This window comes from Bradyrhizobium sp. 157 (genome assembly GCF_023073815.1).
Taxonomy (GTDB): domain Bacteria; phylum Pseudomonadota; class Alphaproteobacteria; order Rhizobiales; family Xanthobacteraceae; genus Bradyrhizobium.
The window spans coordinates 1-558 of the sequence record NZ_JADPKF010000063.1; the positions used below are offsets into that span (position 1 = coordinate 1).

1 protein-coding gene is annotated in these 558 nt (G+C 60.6%); it reads left to right on the top strand.

Annotated features, from left to right (window positions below; all coding sequences use genetic code 11):
* Positions 1-118: 118 nt before the first annotated feature.
* Positions 119-558 (top strand): transposase (locus tag IVA95_RS13630; protein WP_247510953.1); only part of this gene is annotated, 440 nt, incomplete at its 3' end.

Here is a 558-nt window from a genome sequence, read left to right on the forward strand (position 1 = left end):
GCCATCCGGCGATCCCGTTTAGGAATCTGACCAATAGCGCAGCCCAGCCCTTCCGCCGCCGTCAGCAGGAGGATTGGAGATGAACCCCAAAAGATCGAAGTCGAGGAACGGTGGTAAGATGCCGATGGTGCACCCGAACGCGGCTGCCATCGACGTCGGAGCGACTATGCATATGGCTGCCGTGAGGGCAGATCGCGCACCGGAGCCAGTCCGCAGCTTCGGTACCTTCACGGCCGATCTGCATCGGCTGGTCGACTGGTTTACTGAATGCGGCGTCAAGACCGTCGTCATGGAATCAACCAGCGTCTACTGGATTCCGATTTTCGAGCTTCTCGATGCCCGGGGATTTACCGTGTTTCTTGTCAACGCGCGCGATGCCAAACACGTGCCGGGGCGCAAGACCGATGTCAGCGATGCGCAATGGCTGCAGCGGCTCCATTCATTCGGGTTGCTGCGGGCCAGCTTTCGGCCCAAAGGGCAGATTGCCGAGCTGCGAGCCTACGTGCGTCAGCGCGAGCGTCTGCTGGAGTACGCGGCCTCACACATCCAGCATATGCA